Origin of the sequence: Acetomicrobium sp. S15 = DSM 107314, assembly GCF_016125955.1 — a bacterium.
Lineage (GTDB): Bacteria > Synergistota > Synergistia > Synergistales > Thermosynergistaceae > Thermosynergistes > Thermosynergistes pyruvativorans.
Map to the genome: position 1 here is coordinate 22,406 of NZ_JADEVE010000415.1, position 15,240 is coordinate 37,645.

Below are 15,240 nucleotides of genomic sequence, written 5' to 3' on the forward strand. Positions count from 1 at the left end.
CATTAAAGGTAGTGCCATAAATCGCAAAAAGGGGCGTGATCCTTTTGGCAGCAGAATTTGCGAAAGTTTCTGGAAAGGTCCTGGAGGAGTTGAAGAAGATTCCCACGCCGGCCATCGCAAACGCGATCGAGGCTTTTGAGATCAGGCCGAGGAATGTGGGATTTTGTGACTCACGCATGCATCCCGTGTTTGCCGATGTGGGTCCGATCGCCGGGTATGCCACCACCCTCACAGTTGGGGCTGATCTTCCGTACAAGGCGGCGAAGTCGGCCGACAGGAGCGGCTACTGGAAACATATCCTCTCGGTGCCGGAGCCGCGCATTGCCGTAGTGCGAGACATGGACGACCAACCGGTCGGAGCCTTTTGGGGCGAGGTCAACGCCAACGTGCACCTCTCTTTGGGCTGTATCGGTACAGTTACCCACGGCGGCGTGCGGGATTTGGAGGAGGTGGAGGAGCTCGGTTTTGTCTATTTCGCCACGGACGTTCTGGTATCTCACGCCTCCATATATATGATCGACTACGGCATTCCGGTGAACGTCTGCGGCCTCGTGGTCTCGCCGGGAGACTTGCTCGTCTGCGATATCCACGGCGTAATAAATGTCCCAATGGAGATAGCCGAAAAGATTCCGGAGATGGTGAAGAAACAGGCCGAAGCCGAGCGCATCGTTATCGACTATTGTTCTTCGGGAAGCGTCACCGTCGAAGGTCTTTCGTCGGCCTGGAACAGGATGGAGGAGGCGCGAAGAGCGCTCTCGAAGAATAAGATGTAAAAACCTTTCGGCAAAGAGGCAGATTCTTTTTTTATGCCTGCCTCCTTGCTTGGCTCACTTGGCAATTGCCGCCTCTATTTGTTTCCGCGGCAAGCGCACTACGGCAACCCTTTCCACGACGAGACTGCGCTCCGCTGGGCTGCGTCCAACGATATCTATCGCTCTCGATCATTTTGCTTGAGTTTTTTGTGCCATTTTTGCAGCTCGGGGCTTAGCGGCTTTTGCCTGCGATGTTATACTTTTCGTATTATGAGAGAAAGAAGAGAGATAAAACGAGCGCGTGTTTGGGTCTCGGGCTTCGTCCAAGGGGTGGGCTTTCGCCACTACGCCGTGAGAGAGGCTGAAAGGAGAGGCGTGAAGGGGTGGGTGAGAAATCTGCCCGATGGGCGAGTGGAGCTCCTCCTTCAGGGCGAAAGCGACGCAGTGGAGTCGATGATAGCCTGGTGCCGTAAGGGGCCGCCATATGCCTCGGTGAAGGATGTAGCAGTACTGTGGGAGGAACCCGAGCCCGGCCTCGTGGACTTTCATGTGGAATTCTGAATCGGGGAGGTAAACTGCGTGGAGGGAATTGCCTTATTCGGAGCGGGAAGCTGGGGCACGGCTTTAGCGGACTTGTTGGCCAAAAAAGGCATTTCTGTGTGCCTGTGGTCGCGCAATCCCGAAGCTGCCAGGGCCATAAACGTCACGGGGCACAATATGCGCTATTTGAGGGAGCACCGCCTGCACAGCGGCGTCTATGCCACATCGAGTTTAGAAGAGGCCGCTGCCTTCTCTAAGTTGTGGGTGTCAGCCGTGCCCACCCAAGCGGTTCGCGAGACCTTGCGCCTGTTGCGTCCACTTGCGGGCGACGACATCTTGCTGTGCAACGCTGCAAAGGGGATCGAAATCGAAACTGGCCTCAGAATAAGCCAAATCGCCGACGAAGAGCTTCCCGGCCTTTCTTACAGCGTTATCTCCGGTCCGAGCCACGCAGAAGAAGTGATAGTAGAGCAACCCACCGCCGTAGTCGTAGCTTCGTCCAAAGAAGAAGTCGCTTCGATGTGGCAGGAGGTTTTCGGCTGTTTTTACTTCCGCGTGTATACGAGCGTTGATGTGACGGGCGTTGAACTCGGAGGCGCCGTCAAAAACGTCATCGCCATAGCTTCAGGCATAGCCAGGTCCATGGGCCTCGGCGACAACACCCTGGCCGCACTGGTCTGCAGGGGATTGGCGGAGATCATGAGGCTCGGGGCCAAGATGGGGGCCAACCCGCTCACGCTCGCCGGTCTGGCCGGCGTTGGGGACCTCGTGGTGACTTGTTATAGCACGCACTCGCGCAATTTGAGGCTCGGCATGTGCGTGGGCGAGGGGATGTCGCTCGAAGAAGCGCAGGCAGAACTGGGCCAGGTAGCCGAGGGAGCATATACGGTTATACCCATAGTCGAGCGAGGACGTGCCATGGGCGTAGACCTTCCAATAGCCAAGGCAGTCCGCGACATACTCTACGGAGGGATAACTCCTAAAGTGGCGATGGAGGAACTGTTGCTGCGCGAGATGAAGCCGGAACTCCCTCCTCAGATGCTGTGGTCGCAGTAGCGGAAGGGCGCTGTTCGATGCGCGTCTCTTGTAATGGGCGCGTCTTTGGCTTTGCGGCCAGCGTCTTGCTAAACGGTGGGCTTAGCCGTTAGAATAGCGTGAGCACATAAAAAGCATTTTCAATATCGCAAAGGAGGGTGCGTAATGGCAAAGGCAGTAGTCGACAGGGACACGTGCATTGGATGTGAAGCATGTGTAGGTGTTTGCCCGGTTGAAGCGATATCGATAGTGGAGGGCAAGGCGCAGGTGGATCCCGATACGTGTATCGAGTGCGGCGCCTGCGTCTCCACCTGCCCGGTGAGCGCGATCTCCCAGTAGCATCTGACAAAGGCAACCTAAGCAAGTCTTTTTCAAGCGAAGGCTCCGCGCCTCATGCGGCGGAGCCTTGCGCTTACTGCCTGCTGCGACATTCCGAGGATGGTCGCAGCCTCTTTTTGGCTATAGCCTTCCGTCAAAAGCGAAATGAGATATCTGTCTTTTTGGTCGCGAATCAAGCTCTCTGCGAGGAACAGTGCGGCGAGATGCGCGTCGCTGTCGTACGTCAGCGCTCGCTCGTCTTCCAAGTCGTCTGCCTCTATAGGCACTTCGCTGTGCGCGCCTCTTCTGAGCCGTCTTGCGGCGTCGCGAATTGCCCTGGGCAGGGATTTCTTCAGGAAAAGCGGCAGAGCATCCCGTCGGCGGCACTTAGGTATAAGCGTTAGGAGCGCTGCGTATCCTTCTTGTGCGAGGTCTTCAGCTTCGGCGCCCCTTCCGGCATATCGCTTTGCCAGCGACTCTACCAAGGGGCGGTACTGCGTTATGAGCGTGTCGATTTCATCCATGAGTTTCAACCCTTAGGCCAGACGCCCAAATGTATAAAGTTCCTGACGCCGTAGAGAATTACCTGGTCGAAGCCCGCTTCACGCGCAAGTTTGCTCACATGCCCTTGATCAGAGGCGGCGCAGACTACATCTGCCGCAAACCCCTTCGTGTGGCGGCTTTCCTTTGCACCTCCCACCTCTCGGTTGTGATCCGCGCAGCGGTAACCGCTCGTTATAACTATCGGATTGCCCCAAAGTTCCCTCAGGCGCTCCAGCGCCTCCAACAGCATCGGGTGAATTTTAACTGCCCCGCAGCAGCGACATTGGAACTCTTTGAGCTTAAAATGAGAAGAGAGGCGGATGTCGTTTATGGGCATCCTAAAATACCCCCTTGCTGGTTATCGTCATCTGTAAGTCGCGAATCGCCGCGGTGAGCTCCTCTAAGCGTTTTTCCATCCGCACCAGGAGATACCCGGCTACCGCTACGGCGAAGCCGCTTTGCAAGGCTGCGGATACGAAATCTGCCATCTTCGTCACCTCTCTTGTGTAGGCGCGCGGCAAGTGGTATATAAAAACCGCTCGCCGCGCGCCGTCTATCTACATTTGCCTACAGAAGCTCGGTCACTGTGCGGTCCACAATCTCGGCACCGGCTATGGAGACCGGCCCGGAGACGAAAACGTCGTTGTCGACTATGGTCTGCATGGCGGTCTCCACCTCCGTGGCGGTGACGTCATCCTTGGGGTAACGGAGGGAGAGGATCCACTGGTCGTCATCGGCCGTGTTGAAAATCATGCGCAGCGTCTTCACTTTATCACCTCCCTATCTTTTGAATTTTGCTTCCTTGGGCTACACTAACTTACGATGTCGGTGTCGACCTTCTGGATCTCGTGGACCGGATAAGACAAGAGTCCGCCGATCGCCTGAGCTACTGCGTAGGTGGCGTTGGCATCGGCCGAGGGATCCACGCCGGAGAGCGAAAGCGTTCGCAACTGCGGCCGCCCGAGCGAGTAGGTTCCGATCTGGAGCCTAAGGCTAAGGCGACTGGATACGGGAGCGTAACTGGCCATCTCTTCTTCCCCCTTTCTTAAGGTCTCATTTATAAGAGTGGAAGGAGAAGGTTATGAATACAAATAGTATACATAAATCATTATTTGACATTTATTTGTTGTCGTCAAGGGCGCATTTGGAGGGGAGTGGCCGTTGATGGAGCGCATATCGAATACCTTGGCAATCGTCCGGGGGCTGGAAATAGAGGGATACGAAGCGGCGATAGTGGGTGGGGCTGTCAGGGATCTCTTTCTCGGAAGGCAGCAATTATCGGATGTCGATGTGGCCACGAGTGCGAGCCTCGAGGCGATCCGATCCCTCTGGGGGGAACGGGTCAAAGTGACGAGGAAGGGACCTCCCTGGACGGCGGTAATCCCCATGGACGGCTTCAATGTAGAGGTTACCCCCTTTTTGAGTGAAACGCTCGAAGGGGATCTCAAGAGGCGGGATTTCACCGTCAACGCCCTGGCTATGAAGGCGGACGGCAGAGTCATAGATGTAGTAGATGGGGTAAAAGACCTGTCCAGGCGCATCCTTCGCTTCAATGGAGAGGCGGCTGTGCGTATTCGCGAAGACCCGTTGAGGGCGCTGCGCTTGGCCAGGTTCGCGGCCGTGCTTCCGGCGTTTGTCGTGGATGAGGCTTCGCTTTCAGCTGCACACGGCTGGCAGGATGCGATGTCGCAGGTGCCGAAGGAGCGCATCGGCAAGGAGGTACTCTGCGCGATGCAAGGCGACGCGGTGCGCTTTACGGCTTTCCTCAGAGAGCTCGACCTTGCGAAAACTCTGCTGCCTGGGCTGTCCGCCGAAACCGAATCGTGCCTGACATATGCTCACATTGCGACGGATAGGGCGGAGGTAAAGGCCGCCTGCATATTGGAGTGCATGGCGAGAGCGAGGATACGAGAGGTGCAAGGGAATGCGGCCTTTGAGGGGTGCCTCGACCATCGCGTTGCTAAGGCTGCCGACCAGATCATGAGTGCCTGGGCCTGGCCGCGTAGGTTGGCCGACCACATAGCTGGGCTCGTAAAATGGCAGGAGGTAGCGCATTCTGGCCTCTCACCCTGGGTCTTCTTGCGGCTCCTCAAAAGTTTCGGCCGGACCTGGCTTGACGATCTCTTCCTTTTGGCTTGGGCAGAGGCTATGGCCGATGGGAAAGACCTCTCTGCCTGGATGAGGAACAGGATAACTGCCGTTTATCTCGAAGTGAATACCCCCCAGCCGCTCGTTTCGGGGGAAGACGTAATGGAGGTCTTGGGCATAGAAGAAGGCCCCGAGGTGGGGAGGATCCTCGAGGCCATAGAAAAGGCTCAGGCGGAAGGAAGGATCTGCACCAGGGAGGATGCCATCCGCCTTGCCAGCGCGCTATATAAAAACCCATCACATCAGGATGGTTAGCCGCTGTGCAGCATGTCGAAAGCGCGGCTGCGAAGCGATTACGATATTATTGTATGTGAAATGGGCGGAGTGATAAAATATAGTTGCACTTTCCTGATCTGTTTCACAGTAAGCCTTTAGGCGCAATTTTGAAGGAGGTGGAGGTTTTATGAGAGTTCGCATGAGAGGTCGTCTTCTTGGAGTGGTCGTGGTCCTGCTTTTGACCGCATATCTTGCGCCTGTGGCTGCGGCAGCGGAACCGACGCTTCTTGAGATTTATCAGGTGCTCCAGAAAAAAGAGTTTGTCGATCTCACCCACAGCTTTGCGCCAGGCATACCGCATTGGCCCGGTTTCCCGGACGAGAGGCGGGAGACCATATACTGGTACGACGAGGGCGTGGGCTCCGCAGGTTATGGTTTTTTCGCCCACGTTTACACGCATGTGGGGCAGTGGGGGACGCATTGCGACCCGCCGGCCCACTTCATTAAGGACCTTCGCACAATAGACCAGATAAGCGTTAAGGAGATGCTCCTTCCGCTCGTGGTCCTCGATATTCACGAGAAAGCTGCACAAAACCCCGATTACGTCGTCACGATGAATGACGTGAGGGCATGGGAGAACCGCAACGGCCCCATACCGGAGGGCTCTTTTGTGGCACTGCGGACTGATTGGTCCAAACGATGGCCGGACGCGGCAGCCATGCGCAACGCCGATAAGGATGGTGTGGCTCACTATCCCGGCTGGTCACTCGAAGTGCTGAAATACCTATGTGAGGAGAGGAAGATTACTGCCTCCGGTCACGAGACTACCGACACGGATCCCGGTATCGCCACGTCGAAGGGCGATTATTCCTGTGAGACCTACATCTTGTCCCAGGACCGCTATCAGATAGAACTGCTCGCTAACCTCGATAAAGTACCGGAGTACGGCGCGCTCGTGGTGGTGGCCTTCCCAAAGCCGGCTCACGGTTCTGGATTCCCGGCTAGGGTTTTTGCAATACTTCCTTGAAATGTCACTTTGTCAGCACGGTTTACGGTATAGGGCGCAGTTTATGGCATAGCGTAGGGAGGTGAACGAAGAAGTTGAAAGCTATCGTTTTGAGGGAATATGGTGGGCCTGAGGTCTTAAAGGCGGAAGATATACCAGAACCTCAAGTCTTGTGCCCTTACGATGTGAAGGTGGCCGTGCACGCTACGGCCCTGAACAGGGCGGATGTGTTGCAGAGGCGCGGCAAATATCCGCAGCCTGGGCCCAAGCCTCAGTACGAAGTCCCAGGGCTCGAGTTTTGCGGAGTTGTGGAGGAGGTCGGATCGCAGGTCCTCGAATGGAAGGTCGGCGATCGCGTTATGGGGCTTCTCGCTGGTGGAGGCTACGCCGAGTACGTAGTGACTCACGAGCGCATGCTCATGCCTGTTCCACGGGATTTAAGCTTCCATGAGGCTGCAGCCATACCGGAGGTCTTTCTGACCGCTTATGACGCGCTCTTTTTCAAGGGCAGGATGGAAGTCGGCGATGTGGTTTTGATCCACGCCGGCGGAAGCGGCGTCGGCACTGCCGCTATTCAGCTCGCCAAGATAGGCGGCGCGAGCAAGATATTCGTCACGGCTGGAAGTGCGGATAAATGCGAAAGGACCGTAAGGCTCGGAGCGGATAGAGCCATCAACTACAAAGAAGAGAACTTCGCCGATGTGGTGCTCTCTGAAACGGGAGGGCGAGGGGTCGATGTGACCTTGGACTTCATAGGAAAACCCTACCTGGATGGCAACACAAAGGCCGCGGCTATGGATGGAAGGATAGTCCAGATCGCCGTCATGGGAGGCGCAAAGGGCGAGGTGGATTTAGGGGCCTTCATGAGCAAACGCCTTACGCTTGTCGGGACCACGCTTCGCGCCCGCCCGATAGAGCAAAAAATCGCCCTGACCCAGCGCTTCCGCAAGGAGATCCTGCCATTGTTCGAATCCGGCCGCTTGAGGCCTATCGTGGATACGGCTTTCCCGCTTGAGCGCGCGGCGGAGGCGCATCGCTACATGGAAGAGAACAGGAACTTCGGTAAGATCATATTGGCAGTTCGGTGAGGTGTCCTTTGGCACTCTCGACGAAGGCGGCCATAGCGGTCATAAGCGAAGCGGCGCCCGGTCTTGGTTTTTAACTTGCCGGGCGCCGCTTTAGTTTTAAGCCGTGGAGCTAGAACTTGAATATTGCTCCCTTAGATGCCGATGAGGCTAGCTTGGAATATAGCGCCAGATAGCCGGTCTTGACCTTCGGCTCTGGGCGCTTCCACTGGGCGAGCCTACGTTTGATCTCCTCGTCGCTCACATGGAGCGTGAGCTCCCTCTTTTCTACATCTATAGTGATCTCGTCTCCGTCCTTGACGATCGCCAAAGGACCCCCTTCAGCGGCCTCGGGCGATATGTGGCCGACGAAGCAACCGTTGTTCGTGCCGGAGAATCTGCCGTCCGTGACGAGCGCCGTGGAAAGGGCGAGTCCTCTCCCGTAGAGGTATTTCATGGCGTTGTACATCTCTCTCATCCCGGGGCCTCCTTTTGGCCCTTCGTATCGTATGACGACCACCGTACCAGGGCCCACCTTGCCGTCGAGGATCGCCTTGTCGGCGCTCTCTTCGTCGTCGAAAACCATGGCTTTGCCCTTGAAGTGCCACACGGACGGGTCCATCGCGCCGGGTTTGCATACTGCTCCGTCTGGCGCCAAATTGCCGTGCAGAATGGCCAGTCCGCCCGTGGCGTTGAACGGATCAGATAGATCCCTTATGACCCTCTTGTCCTCCGGATAGTGGTAGCGGTAACTTGCTAAATTCTCTGCCACCGTGCGCCCGGTGCAGGTCAGGGCGTCGCGGTTGATGAGGTCTCCCAAATTTTCCATGACCCTCGGTATGCCGCCCGCCATGTAGAAGGCTTCCATGTCCCACTTGGAGGCCGGGTTCACCTTGGCTATCTGCGGCGTTGTGCGGCTCAGGGAATCGAACATCTCCAAAACATCGAGCGACAGGCCAGCCTCATAGGCGATAGCAGGTAGATGCAGGGCCGCGTTTGTGGAGCCGCCCGTCGCCATGCATACCCTTATGGCGTTTTCCAGCGAGGCCTTGTTTATGATCTTGCGTGCGCTTATGTTTTTCTTGACGAGTTCACATATCGCGATGCCGCTTTCTTGAGCTATCCGCAACCGCTCGGCGTATGTGGCTGGGGTGAGCGCTCCGCCTGGAAGCGTCATCCCGAAAGCCTCGGCGAGCGAACACATGGTGTTGGCCGTTCCGAAGAAAGCGCAGGAACCACATCCGGGGCAGGCGACATCCTCGAGATTGTAGTACTCTTCCTCGCTTATCTTCCCGGCGCTCATCATGCCCAGCGCCTCAGAAACTGATGTGAGATCTGCCTTGCGCTCGTCGAACTCGATCCCACCCAACATCGGCCCGCCAGGGACTATTATGGCCGGTATGTCGAGCCTGGCCGCCGCCATGAGCATGCCCGGAACGATCTTATCGCAGGAACCCAAAAGCACTAAGCCGTCGAGCCTGTGGGCTTGTGCCATGACTTCGATGTCATTTGCTATGAGCTCTCTGGAGGGGAGAATGTAGTGCATTCCGTCGTGTCCCTGGGCCACCCCGTCGCAGGCGGCTATTACGCCGAACTCCACAGCTGTGCCGCCGCCTCTGTATATCCCTCTCTTTACGAACTCGCTCACCAACCGCAGGTTGAAATGTCCTGGCACGATCGTGTTCCACGAATTGGCTATACCTATTATGGGGCGCGACAGGTCGTCATCTGAATATCCCATTGACTTGTAAGCAGCCCTCTGCATGGAAAACTCCGGCTTTTTAAGCACTTCCTTGCTCCTCAAACCCCTTACCCCCTTCTCGACAATGTCATAACCCTCGTCCCATTATAAACCAACCCCTGGATCAGGTCTTTATTTTTTTGTGTTTACCCTTGCTCATCTTATATGGCGATGCCATTGCTATGGCGATTGGCTATACAACAGGGCAACGATAGCACCGATGGCCTTCGGGCGCTGGCTGCCGAACATCACTACAAGGTGCCGGCCGAGTTTTCTTTACGAGGTTTTAAAAGCGGCCGTGCTAAGGTATTTATCGCCTCTATCCGGTGAGATGGTGACGATATTTCCACCTATCTCCCTCGTCAAGGTCAGGGCAGCCCACACGTTGGCACCCGTTGATATCCCCACGAACAAACCCTCTTTTCGCGCGAGGAGTCGCGCCATTTCCATGGCTGCTTCGTCTGGTACTTGCACGACTCGATCTATTATATCGAGGTCCAGGTTTTTGGGGATGAAGCCGGCCCCGATCCCCTCTATTGCGTGTCTTCCTGCGCTTCCTCCACTCAAAACTGCGCTCTTTTGTGGCTCTACCGCGATGACCTGTGCGTTGGGGAAGGCGGCTTTTACGATGCGCCCCACGCCCGTTATCGTGCCGCCGGTTCCAACGCCGGCTACGAAGGCGGCGATCTCTTTCCCTTTTATGTCTGCCACGATCTCGGGACCGGTCGTCACCTGGTGAGCCCACGGGTTACCAGGGTTTGAAAACTGATCTGGCATAAAGGCCCTCGGGATTTCGCTTACAATCTTTTGAGCGGCCTCGATGGCTCCCTTCATCCCGGTTTCTGTGGGGGTGAGCACGACTTCCGCGCCGTAAGCGGAAAGCACACTCCTCCGCTCCAAAGACATCGACTCTGGCATCGTTAAAATCACCTTGAGGCCCAGAGACGCTCCCAACATGGCAAAGCCTATGCCGGTATTGCCCGATGTAGGCTCGACGATCGTCGCGCCCTCTTGGAGCTTTCCCTCAATCTCAGCAAAGCGGAGCATCCCCCAGGCGGCTCTGTCTTTCACCGAGCCTCCGATGTTGTTACCCTCGAGTTTTAGCCATATACGAGATCCCTCGAGGGCGAGCTTCATCATTGGGGTCTTCCCTATGAGCTTTCTTAAGGCGATGCGATCGACGGCGCAATCCAGCTAAACCGCCTCCTTTGATCCCGTTACATCTTCCTCTAAGTCTTCCAACAAGCTGAGGCGCTCTTTGAGGAGTTTGACCTCTGTCTCCAGCGCTTTGAGTCTTAAAACCAGAGGCTCGGGAAGGTCTCCATGGTTTAACCTCTCCCTTGGACTTCTTAGTTTGGCTCCGCGCTCTCTTACCACGATGCCGGGTACGCCGACCACCGTGCTTTCAGGCGGCACGTCGCGGACCACGACACTGCCGGCTCCAATCCTGGCGTTTTCCCCTATCACGATATTTCCTAAAATCTTGGCCCCGCTGCCCACAAGGGCTCCCTCCTCCAGCGTGGGGTGGCGCTTGCCCTTGTCTTTGCCGGTGCCGCCCAATGTCACGCCCTGGTAGAGCGTAACATTGTCCCCTACGACAGCCGTTTCGCCTATCACCACGCCCATACCGTGGTCTATGAACACGCCCCTGCCGATCTTAGCTCCTGGATGAATCTCGATTCCCGTTATCCACCGGACCAATTGGGATAAGAAGCGCGGCAGAAAGGGAATGTGAAGCCTCGAGTGCAGGAAGTGCGTTAGGCGATGAAAAACGATTGCGTGGAATCCGGGGTAGCATGTCATTGCCTCTAAAACTCCCAAAAAGCCCCGCGGTAGAGCAGGATCCCGTTCTCTCACCGCCGTAAAATCCGCCTTTAATGTTTTCCACATTTCTTTCATCTCGTTTCCCTCCTCACTGGTTAGCTTGTTTTCAGTCTTTTTAAGTTAAAAGTATCGTTGTATAGCAGTTATAAAAAGGCGGGTTTACCACCGCACTGGGTAAACCCGCCTTTGAATAATCTTTGTCGATTTATGCCTTGCGGCTTGCGCTATGGCCGCCTTGTGCCTTCCCCCAGCTGCGGTTCGTCTCCACCGCGGCCAAGAGAAAGCCGCGGTGGATCAGGAGAGGATCCACCTACATATACACACATTTGTTCTTAAAATACGCCCTTTAACTTTAACCGCCCTCACTCAATGTCACCGCCCACTTTGCGTCGAAGTTAAGCCTACCTAACTTTTCTCCCTCTGTCAACCCCTGAGTGACAAGTTTTTTACTTTTTGTGTTTTTGCCCTTTATATCCAGATGACAATATCGTTGCTCATGTAATTGTGACGCAGGTGAGAAGTGGCGCGAAGAGCGAGCCTCCTGTTATAAAACTGTAATCGATTTGGGTTAAAATTACTGCAAAAGGAGGGATCAGCATGTCTGCTCAACAGAATAAAATCAAGGTGCTCTTTGTGTGTGGTAGAAATACCGCCAGAAGCCAAATGGGAGAGGCCCTTCTTAAGGCCTTAGGAGGAGATCGCTTCGAGGTGGAGAGCGCTGGACTTGAGGCTGGAGATGAGATAAACCCGCTCGCCATCGAAGTCATGAAAGAAATCGGGATCGACATATCCAAAAACGCGACGAAGAGCATCTTTGACCTTTACAAAGCAGGTAAAACGTACCATTACGTCATTGCCGTCTGCGACGCAGTTCAGGCGGAGCGCTGCCCTATATTTCCTGGCGTAAGAGAACAGCTCCACTGGTCGCTTCCGGATCCAGCCTCGTTTACAGGCAGCTGGGAAGAGAAGCTCCAAAAAGCGAGAGAACTACGTGATCAGTTAAAAGCAAAAATCGAAGAATGGATAAAATAACTCTGGCGGTCAGGTCCTTACTTTTTGTGTTTGTTGACTGCCGTTAGCTCTTACTAAATCACAATATCAATTAAGGGGGCGGCTTAGCCGCCCCCTGCGCTCCTTATACCTCGAGTCTGAGTATAGCTTCGGGGTTAACGACGCGGAACGTGAACGATTCCGTCAGGAAGAGTTTCACACTTTCGGCGCTCCTGTTCACAAAGCCCAGAGAGAAGTCAACCCCCAAGACGAGTTCCATATCGCCGCCGCGGAGCGATACTACGTAAGCCTCATCTATGGATGGGGCAGGTATAATCTTTTCGGCGAGAGCTTCGATCCTTTTGGCCAGCGGATAGCCTTCGGCTCGGCTTAGGATCCACTTCCATATCTTTGTTCCGGCCACGAGGACATAAGGTCCTTCTACGCCGCTCGATTTTAGAGAGGAGACAGCATCGGCCACGCCGCCGATGAAGCTCGACTCTTCCATGGAGACCTTAAGGCTCCTCTGCGCTGTGGCTTCTCTTAGGCCGACGATGCTTCCTTCTTTAAGGCCTTTGTATATAGCTTCTTCTTCGAAGCACGCCATCTGGCGCGCAGCTTCCTCGAGAGGCGATAGGTCAGGGTTCTTTAGACCCCTCGTGATGTTGTCCAGCTCCCACAGGCACAGCTCAAACTCGACTCGAGGTTCGACGAGGGGAAGCACCTGCCTCACGCCGAGGCATATGCCTTTCCCCTCACATGCTTTAACTGTCTCGACTTTACCCGTCGGGCAGGCCGCATAGTCCCAGCCCATCGGTCCCACAACGTCCACGAACTTCCTTGCGGAGAGATTGTTGATCAAAATCTTCTTTGCCTGGTCATCTATCTGCTCCCATGCTTCTGCTGAAATCGGAGCCAATTTCCTCTTCAGGATATCCATAGCTATACCTCCTATTCCTTTTTTATCACTTTAGACTGCCTATGTCGAGGCTTCCCCTACCGTTGGCTTCTTCTTCGCCCGCGGCGGAGGCTTCTATCTCGGTGATGGGTTCTTCTGTGAATAGATAAGTGCGCAAGGCTTCATCCCACTCCGGGACATTTCGCCTCAGCCACTCAAGGAGCATACTGGCATGCTCCATCTCCTCATTGCGGTTGTGTTCAATTATGGCTTTCACGGCATCGTCGCTCGCGGTGGCCGCTCTTTGGTGGTACCAATCGACAGCCTCAACCTCCTCCTTGAGGCTGACTAACGCCCTGTGGATATCCCGGTCTTTGCTGCTCAATTCCTCTACTGGCTCATGATACATTTCTACCCCTCCTTCAGGGCAATATCTATGACTTTGACATTTACGACAAAAGGATAGGCATAATTGAGAATAATGTCAATTGACGTCAGGCTCCGCCCAAGCTATATTCACTTAGGTTAAGGGGGTTAGAAGGGGGTTAGAAGTGAATGGCGCTTCTTACATGGAAAGACCTGGTACCGTCTCTTCCGCAGGAGAAGAGTTTTAGCAGTAGCGGCGAGGTGAAAGCGAAGGAAATACTGCTGCTTCAAGGCCCCTCGGGCGCTGGAAAGACGACGCTGCTGCGCACGCTTGCCCGCCTCCACCCGCGCATAAGCGGAAACATTTGGCTGAACGGAAAACCCTGCGAGGATGTACCGCCTTCCAGGTGGCGACGAAGCGTACATTACGTTGCGCCTCAAATGCTTGCTAACGCTACGGTCTTGGAAAACATAACGTATCCCTTTCGATTTTCCATCTACAAAAAAGAGACGCCGCCGCTGCGCATGACAGTCGCGCTTCTTTTAAACGAGTTGGGGCTGGATGAAGGAATATTGGCTCAAGAAGCGCGTACTCTTTCAAGTGGGGAGGTTGCCCGGGTCGCCTTGGTGCGGGCCATCCTCATAGAACCGATCGTGTTGCTGCTCGATGAACCTGCAGCCCCTCTCGACGAGAAAGCGAAAGAAAAGCTCGCGTCTTTTCTCTCTCGTTGGGTTGCGGGCGGCGAAAGGGGTATCTTGCTTGTCTCTCACCAAGGGATGGAAGGCGTAACGCGCACCATGAGCATTAACAAGACTCACTGATATAAGGCTCAAGGACGGAGGTAATATCATATGAGTGGAGTAATACCGATCTCCAACGGGCAGCTCGTTCTCTCTACCATTCTTCTCGTCTTAGCCGGCGTTTTAGCGGCGTCTTTGAGGCTCGGCATTGTAAAGTCCCTTGCTGTCAGTGCCATTAGGACTTTCTTTCAACTTTACATCATGGGCTTCATCCTTTCGGTTCTCTTTGCACAGAAAAATTTATTCCTCACTGCCGCGGTCATAGTTATCATGACGGCTATAGCCACACAGGCTGCCACGCGCCGCACCAAGGGCGTGCCTCAATATCCCCGCGCGTTGGCGTTCCTGGCGCTCCTTTTGAGCACGCTTATAACCGGCTTGATGGTAGTAACGCTGATAATCAGGGCAGAGCCGTGGTACTCGCCCCGCATTGTGATCCCCATATTCGGCATGATATTGGGAAACTCGATGAATGCCGTGGCCATCTCGCTCGAGCGGTTGTATGCTTCGGCCAGGGATAAGATTAACGAGTTGGAAGTACTCATCGCCTGCGGTGCCACGCCTTGGGAAGCGGTGCGTGGTTGCGTTTGTGACGCAGTGCGGGCAGGGATGACTCCTACTATAAACTCAATGATGGTAATAGGGTTGGTAAGCCTTCCGGGGATGATGACAGGTCAGATCTTGGGAGGGGCAGACCCACGCGAAGCCGTGCGATATCAAATCGTCATCATGTATGTAATCGCCGCTGCCGTAACCATGGGGAGTTTCATCTTGGTAGGCCTCGCATACAAACGCCTTTTCGACAAGGAAGGAGCCTTGCTTTTGAACCTAAAGTTCAGCGCGAAGTAACAGAGTCAATTTAAGCGTGATTACCACTTTGCAACCCCCATTCCATTGAATGGAATGTGGGGTTGTTGTTTGCTATTGGGGTTGCTATAATAAAATCAAAGCAAATCTGAGCGGTGAGGGGGTGACAAGCAGCAGCGTCGAGGTCTTTT

Annotated in this window: 20 protein-coding genes; 10 read left to right on the plus strand and 10 right to left on the minus strand. The window is 54.9% G+C overall.

What is annotated here, in order from left to right; all coding sequences use genetic code 11:
• Positions 1-44: 44 nt before the first annotated feature.
• The 4 genes from EZM41_RS12100 (at position 45) to EZM41_RS12115 (ending at position 2,666) form a co-directional block, all read left to right on the plus strand.
• On the plus strand, positions 45-773 hold the full coding sequence (locus EZM41_RS12100; RefSeq protein ID WP_198471324.1) for an RraA family protein: 729 nt from the start codon (positions 45-47) through the stop codon (positions 771-773).
• A gap of 249 nt (positions 774-1,022) precedes the next feature.
• Positions 1,023-1,313: an acylphosphatase gene (locus tag EZM41_RS12105; RefSeq protein ID WP_198471326.1), complete on the plus strand. Its 291-nt coding sequence runs from the start codon at positions 1,023-1,025 to the stop codon at positions 1,311-1,313.
• 18 nt (positions 1,314-1,331) lie between these two features.
• The gene (locus EZM41_RS12110) at positions 1,332-2,348 is read left to right on the plus strand and encodes an NAD(P)H-dependent glycerol-3-phosphate dehydrogenase (protein WP_198471328.1); all 1,017 of its coding nucleotides are present in this window, start codon (positions 1,332-1,334) and stop codon (positions 2,346-2,348) included.
• A gap of 144 nt (positions 2,349-2,492) precedes the next feature.
• Positions 2,493-2,666 carry a DUF362 domain-containing protein gene (locus tag EZM41_RS12115; protein WP_198471330.1) on the plus strand — a complete coding sequence of 58 codons (174 nt, stop codon included), beginning with the start codon at positions 2,493-2,495 and terminating at the stop codon, positions 2,664-2,666.
• 32 nt (positions 2,667-2,698) lie between these two features.
• Here EZM41_RS12115 and EZM41_RS12120 read toward each other — a convergent pair whose 3' ends face one another.
• The 5 genes from EZM41_RS12120 to EZM41_RS12140 form a co-directional block, all read right to left on the minus strand.
• Complete coding sequence (locus tag EZM41_RS12120) at positions 2,699-3,169, minus strand: sigma-70 family RNA polymerase sigma factor (protein WP_198471332.1); 471 nt, start codon at positions 3,167-3,169, stop codon at positions 2,699-2,701.
• A gap of 5 nt (positions 3,170-3,174) precedes the next feature.
• Positions 3,175-3,525 carry a D-Ala-D-Ala carboxypeptidase family metallohydrolase gene (locus tag EZM41_RS12125; RefSeq protein ID WP_198471334.1) on the minus strand — a complete coding sequence of 117 codons (351 nt, stop codon included), beginning with the start codon at positions 3,523-3,525 and terminating at the stop codon, positions 3,175-3,177.
• 1 nt (position 3,526) lies between these two features.
• Positions 3,527-3,676, minus strand: a complete 150-nt coding sequence (locus tag EZM41_RS12130) for a YvrJ family protein (RefSeq protein ID WP_198471336.1) — start codon at positions 3,674-3,676, stop codon at positions 3,527-3,529.
• A gap of 79 nt (positions 3,677-3,755) precedes the next feature.
• Entirely contained in the window at positions 3,756-3,956 is a 201-nt protein-coding gene (locus tag EZM41_RS12135; protein ID WP_198471338.1) for a DUF2922 family protein, read from the minus strand.
• Positions 3,957-4,000: 44 nt separating this feature from the next.
• A complete protein-coding gene (locus EZM41_RS12140) occupies positions 4,001-4,216 on the minus strand; it encodes a DUF1659 domain-containing protein (RefSeq protein WP_198471340.1) in 216 nt (71 codons plus the stop codon).
• Between the two features lie 136 nt (positions 4,217-4,352).
• On the opposite strand from EZM41_RS12140, the gene EZM41_RS12145 reads away from it, so the two are divergent.
• The 3 genes from EZM41_RS12145 to EZM41_RS12155 all read left to right on the plus strand — a co-directional run bounded on the left by EZM41_RS12145 (position 4,353) and on the right by EZM41_RS12155 (position 7,646).
• Positions 4,353-5,591, plus strand: a complete 1,239-nt coding sequence (locus tag EZM41_RS12145) for a CCA tRNA nucleotidyltransferase (protein ID WP_198471341.1) — start codon at positions 4,353-4,355, stop codon at positions 5,589-5,591.
• 148 nt (positions 5,592-5,739) lie between these two features.
• The gene (locus EZM41_RS12150; protein WP_232619368.1) at positions 5,740-6,579 is read left to right on the plus strand and encodes a cyclase family protein; all 840 of its coding nucleotides are present in this window, start codon (positions 5,740-5,742) and stop codon (positions 6,577-6,579) included.
• Positions 6,580-6,653: 74 nt separating this feature from the next.
• Complete coding sequence (locus EZM41_RS12155; protein WP_198471343.1) at positions 6,654-7,646, plus strand: NAD(P)H-quinone oxidoreductase; 993 nt, start codon at positions 6,654-6,656, stop codon at positions 7,644-7,646.
• Positions 7,647-7,755: 109 nt separating this feature from the next.
• On the opposite strand, the gene ilvD is transcribed toward EZM41_RS12155, so the two are convergent.
• The 3 genes from ilvD to cysE all read right to left on the minus strand — a co-directional run bounded on the left by ilvD (position 7,756) and on the right by cysE (position 11,262).
• The gene (gene ilvD, locus EZM41_RS12160) at positions 7,756-9,426 is read right to left on the minus strand and encodes a dihydroxy-acid dehydratase (RefSeq protein ID WP_232619369.1); all 1,671 of its coding nucleotides are present in this window, start codon (positions 9,424-9,426) and stop codon (positions 7,756-7,758) included.
• 213 nt (positions 9,427-9,639) lie between these two features.
• Positions 9,640-10,557: a cysteine synthase A gene (cysK, locus tag EZM41_RS12165; RefSeq protein ID WP_198471642.1), complete on the minus strand. Its 918-nt coding sequence runs from the start codon at positions 10,555-10,557 to the stop codon at positions 9,640-9,642.
• Positions 10,558-11,262, minus strand: a complete 705-nt coding sequence (gene cysE, locus EZM41_RS12170; protein ID WP_446697849.1) for a serine O-acetyltransferase — start codon at positions 11,260-11,262, stop codon at positions 10,558-10,560. It lies immediately after the preceding gene.
• Positions 11,263-11,784: 522 nt separating this feature from the next.
• Here cysE and EZM41_RS12175 point away from each other — a divergent pair.
• The gene (locus EZM41_RS12175) at positions 11,785-12,219 is read left to right on the plus strand and encodes an arsenate reductase ArsC (protein ID WP_198471345.1); all 435 of its coding nucleotides are present in this window, start codon (positions 11,785-11,787) and stop codon (positions 12,217-12,219) included.
• A gap of 103 nt (positions 12,220-12,322) precedes the next feature.
• Here EZM41_RS12175 and EZM41_RS12180 read toward each other — a convergent pair whose 3' ends face one another.
• Positions 12,323-13,117: a family 1 encapsulin nanocompartment shell protein gene (locus EZM41_RS12180; protein ID WP_198471347.1), complete on the minus strand. Its 795-nt coding sequence runs from the start codon at positions 13,115-13,117 to the stop codon at positions 12,323-12,325.
• Positions 13,118-13,142: 25 nt separating this feature from the next.
• Positions 13,143-13,484: an encapsulin-associated ferritin-like protein gene (locus EZM41_RS12185; RefSeq protein WP_198471349.1), complete on the minus strand. Its 342-nt coding sequence runs from the start codon at positions 13,482-13,484 to the stop codon at positions 13,143-13,145.
• A gap of 146 nt (positions 13,485-13,630) precedes the next feature.
• On the opposite strand from EZM41_RS12185, the gene EZM41_RS12190 reads away from it, so the two are divergent.
• Positions 13,631-14,263, plus strand: a complete 633-nt coding sequence (locus EZM41_RS12190; protein ID WP_198471357.1) for an ABC transporter ATP-binding protein — start codon at positions 13,631-13,633, stop codon at positions 14,261-14,263.
• Between the two features lie 30 nt (positions 14,264-14,293).
• Positions 14,294-15,091: an ABC transporter permease gene (locus tag EZM41_RS12195; protein WP_198471366.1), complete on the plus strand. Its 798-nt coding sequence runs from the start codon at positions 14,294-14,296 to the stop codon at positions 15,089-15,091.
• Positions 15,092-15,240: the final 149 nt, after the last annotated feature.